Source organism: Xenorhabdus sp. IM139775 (assembly GCF_028598745.1).
GTDB lineage: Bacteria > Pseudomonadota > Gammaproteobacteria > Enterobacterales > Enterobacteriaceae > Xenorhabdus.
The window spans coordinates 1-3,640 of record NZ_JAQRFK010000134.1 but is presented as its reverse complement, the minus strand read 5'-3'; the positions used below and the strand labels follow the sequence as shown (position 1 = coordinate 3,640).

The following is a 3,640-nucleotide window of genomic DNA, read 5'->3' as shown; positions in this document are numbered from 1 at the left end:
ATAAGAATCAATTTCATATTGATTCTTATTTGCTTTATTGGATAAGTATAGCGTGATTTATTTAATCGAATTCATAAGACTGATGCGCTGTTGTTCTAATTTACTGGCTTTGCCACACACTTCCGCTTTTAAGCGTTTCAACTCTTGTTCCTGTTTTTTCCATTCTGCATCAAAACCATTCTGCATGCCGCCTAACCCTCCGAGAAGAGACATTAACATCTGTTTGCCGTCTCCATTTTGATCACTATTTTTACGGCTCATTTCGTTAATGCTATCTTGCAAAATACCACCGAGGCTCTGTTCAATGAGTTTTCGGCCTTCCGGCTCTATCTGTTTGACTGCCTGAGCATTGAATGCAAAACCGGTAGTTCGGGTTTCAATCACTTTATCGATTTGTTTATTGAGGCCCGTTTCCAATTGAGAGAGACGGTGACGGATATTACTTTCCTTACCCATCGTTTCGACAACCACTTTATCCAGCGATTGGCGTGCACTCGTCAAATGACTCAGCGCCTCTTTCTTCACCCAAGGCAAATCCTGACGAACCGTCTGTTGATATTGCAGCGCCTTGCTACGTTGTTCTGTATTCAGTGATAACGCCTTGCCATCTCGCGTTATGGAACCATCAGGCAATATTTTCAGATTTCCATCAGCCCCTGTGATCTGAACAGCGCTTGGCGTGACAATAATGTCATCATTAAGCGTTACATGACATCCAGATGTCGCCTGAGCCTGAGTCACAATGACTTGAGACGCAAATAACAATGATGCAGCAATCGTGATCCTGCGTAACATACGTTCTCCTGATTTCTTTTGCGTATTCTTTACGTATCTTTTTTACGTAACAATGCCTCATCAGCACAGATAAGGCCAAGAGACAAATAAGGTTAAAAAATAGAGCGTCCAATACGCCCTGCTAATTTTTCCAGTGCTGCACAACCTGCCAGTGAGTTGCCGGATTTATCCAGTTCAGGCGACCATACCGCAGCGGTGAATTCTCCCGGAACGACACAGATAATGCCACCACCAACCCCCGATTTTCCCGGCATACCGATCCTGAACGCAAACTCGCCAGAACCATCGTACATACCGCACGTCAACATCAGCGCATTAATCTGGCGAGTTTGTCGGAGGCTCAGAATTTGTTGGCCGGAACCTATCATACGTCCTTGGTTGGCTAAATAAATAAAACATTGGGCCAATTCAACACAACTCATTTCCAAGGCACAGTATTGGAAGTATGTTTGCAGGACGGTAATCACATCATTTTCAAAATTACCGAACGATTTCATCAGGTAAGCTATCGCGGCATTACGACTGGAATGCTCCATTTCTGAACGGGCAACGATATCATCGTAGTAAATATTTTTTTGCCCAGTCAGGCTGCGAACAAATTCCAGCATTCTGTGTTTCGGCGCACTCAAGCGAGATTGCAGCATATCGCAAATAACCAATGCCCCTGCATTAATAAAGGGATTACGGGGGATGCCCTTTTCCAACTCCAACTGTACCAATGAGTTAAACGGCTGCCCCGAAGGTTCCGTACTCACCCGTTGCCAGATATTCTCTTCCTGATAACGTGTCATCGCTAATGTTAAGCTCAACACCTTAGAAATCGACTGGATGGAGAAACGTTTTTCTGCATCTCCCGCTTTGAAAACTTGCCCGTCTACCGTACAAATGGCCATTGCCAAATTATTTGCCGGAACTTCTGCCAGAGCAGGAATGTAATCTGCTACTTTTCCTTGGCCAATCAAAGGGCGTACTTCTTCTAAGATATCTGCCAATAACGAATTAGAGAACCTTACCTTCACCACTTTTTCTCCAGACAAACAGGGGCTCCCAAGGAGCCCCTGCATACAGCGCTATTTTAACGTAATACGCTTCTTTTTATGCAACAGCGAATCAATCCCACCACACATCAAATAATTCTGATGTGATCACGTCTCCCATACCGCGATCTTTCAGCCAATGCTCAACCAATTGGCGGTGCTCTTCAGTACATTTGCCAATTTTTTGCAAGCAGACAATACCTTCCCATTGCAAATAACCGCTGGCATCCAGCGCAAGGCCATTGGGTTCAATCAGCTCTGCAATCAGGGCATCAACCGTGCTATCAACAACTTCAACGGCGGTATCAGCCGGAAAATTCCACTTTACTGAAAAACCCAATTCCTGAAACTCATCAATACGCAATTTTTTACGCAGACGACGACTACGGTTTTTAGCCATTATTTTATCCTCTCAAACATTAGATCCCATACGCCATGACCTAACCGCTGACCACGCATCTCAAATTTTGTGACCGGACGAGAATCAGGACGTGGCACATAATCACCGTTTTCCGACAAGTTGCGATATCCTTCTGCTGCGCTCATCACTTCCAGCATATGCCCTGCATATGGCTGCCAGTCAGTTGCCATATGGAAGATACCACCGATTTTCAGTTTACTTTTAATCAATTGAACAAATTCAGGCTGCACAATTCTACGTTTGTTATGACGCACTTTATGCCATGGATCGGGGAAGAAAAGCTGAACCATTGCCAAACTCTGATCGGGGATCATATTGTTCAATACTTCGATGGCATCATGGCACATCACTCGCAGATTAGTGAGATTTTCATCTTCTGCGGATGCCAAACACGCTCCAACTCCCGGCGCATGAACTTCGATGCCAAAAAAGTTTTTCTCTGGATTTACGCTTGCCATTGTGACTAACGACGCGCCCATACCAAAACCGATTTCCAGCACAACCGGCGCTTCACGGCCAAACAGCGCGTTCATACTGGACATTTCTGCCTGATAGTCCACCCCCATCTTCGGCCACACATTATCAAGCCCTTGCTGCTGGCGACTTGTTAACCGTCCTTGCCGACGCACAAAACTACGGACACGGCGCAACGCCCTGCCATTTTCATCATATTCCGGTGAAATTACGTTATTTATCATGGTACTTTCTGTCAGTTTTAAAGACATTTGCTCAGGCGATCGGGACTTTATGTACCTCAGGATTGCCCAAAGAGAGCGCGATTATGCAAAGATGGCTGAGTTTATCAAGTTCAGTGCCCATAAGCACAACTTTAATGCTATGTTTGCGTAAGGTATAAAATTAATTGTTTAACCCATTGATATTAATCATAAACATTTATTATATTTTTAATTCTATACAACTTACTGCATGCGAAGGAACCTCACCAATATTATTATCCTGCTGGTATGTTCTCGACCTCTGTTCCGGTACTTCCACCATCAAAATAAAGTCAGTACGCTAACCGTTCCGGTGCTATGAAGCGTTGCGACATGATTGTGTCAGGAGTTATTAAGATAGTAACAATGGCTGTCTCTGCGAATGAGAAGATACCCCCATTACGGCTATCTTCCCGATACATTTTAAGTTTATGAACTGATTATGTTTATGATTTATTGCGACATTTGCGTTCGATAAGATTACCGTTCATATCAAAATAGCGGCTAGGCCAGATTTCTGAGGGATGTAATTAATAATCCACTCCCCTTTAGGCCACGAGCGGCTTAGTTGTAGAAAGAATGTTAGCGATCAGGCCTGATAGAGTCAAACCGTTGTATTCCTGCCATCCTTATTTTTGCCTGAATTCCCATGCAAATTCCGCCGATAGGCC

The 3,640-nt window shown here is 44.1% G+C and carries 4 protein-coding genes and 1 pseudogene; all 5 read right to left on the bottom strand.

The window, feature by feature from the left end:
- Positions 1-57: 57 nt before the first annotated feature.
- Positions 58-795 (bottom strand): DUF2884 family protein, encoded by a 738-nt coding sequence (locus tag PSI17_RS16170; protein ID WP_273552940.1) that lies wholly within the window; start codon positions 793-795, stop codon positions 58-60.
- 92 nt (positions 796-887) lie between these two features.
- A complete protein-coding gene (gene glsB / locus PSI17_RS16165) occupies positions 888-1,814 on the bottom strand; it encodes a glutaminase B (RefSeq protein ID WP_443256040.1) in 927 nt (308 codons plus the stop codon).
- Positions 1,815-1,905: 91 nt separating this feature from the next.
- Complete coding sequence (locus PSI17_RS16160; RefSeq protein ID WP_273552938.1) at positions 1,906-2,232, bottom strand: YggL family protein; 327 nt, start codon at positions 2,230-2,232, stop codon at positions 1,906-1,908.
- Positions 2,232-2,951: a tRNA (guanosine(46)-N7)-methyltransferase TrmB gene (gene trmB / locus PSI17_RS16155; RefSeq protein WP_273552937.1), complete on the bottom strand. Its 720-nt coding sequence runs from the start codon at positions 2,949-2,951 to the stop codon at positions 2,232-2,234. The genes PSI17_RS16160 and trmB overlap by 1 nt, the downstream gene beginning before the upstream one ends.
- 464 nt (positions 2,952-3,415) lie before the next feature.
- Positions 3,416-3,543, bottom strand: a pseudogene (locus PSI17_RS16150) (helix-turn-helix domain-containing protein); the annotation flags it as partial.
- Between the last annotated feature and the right edge of the window lie 97 nt (positions 3,544-3,640).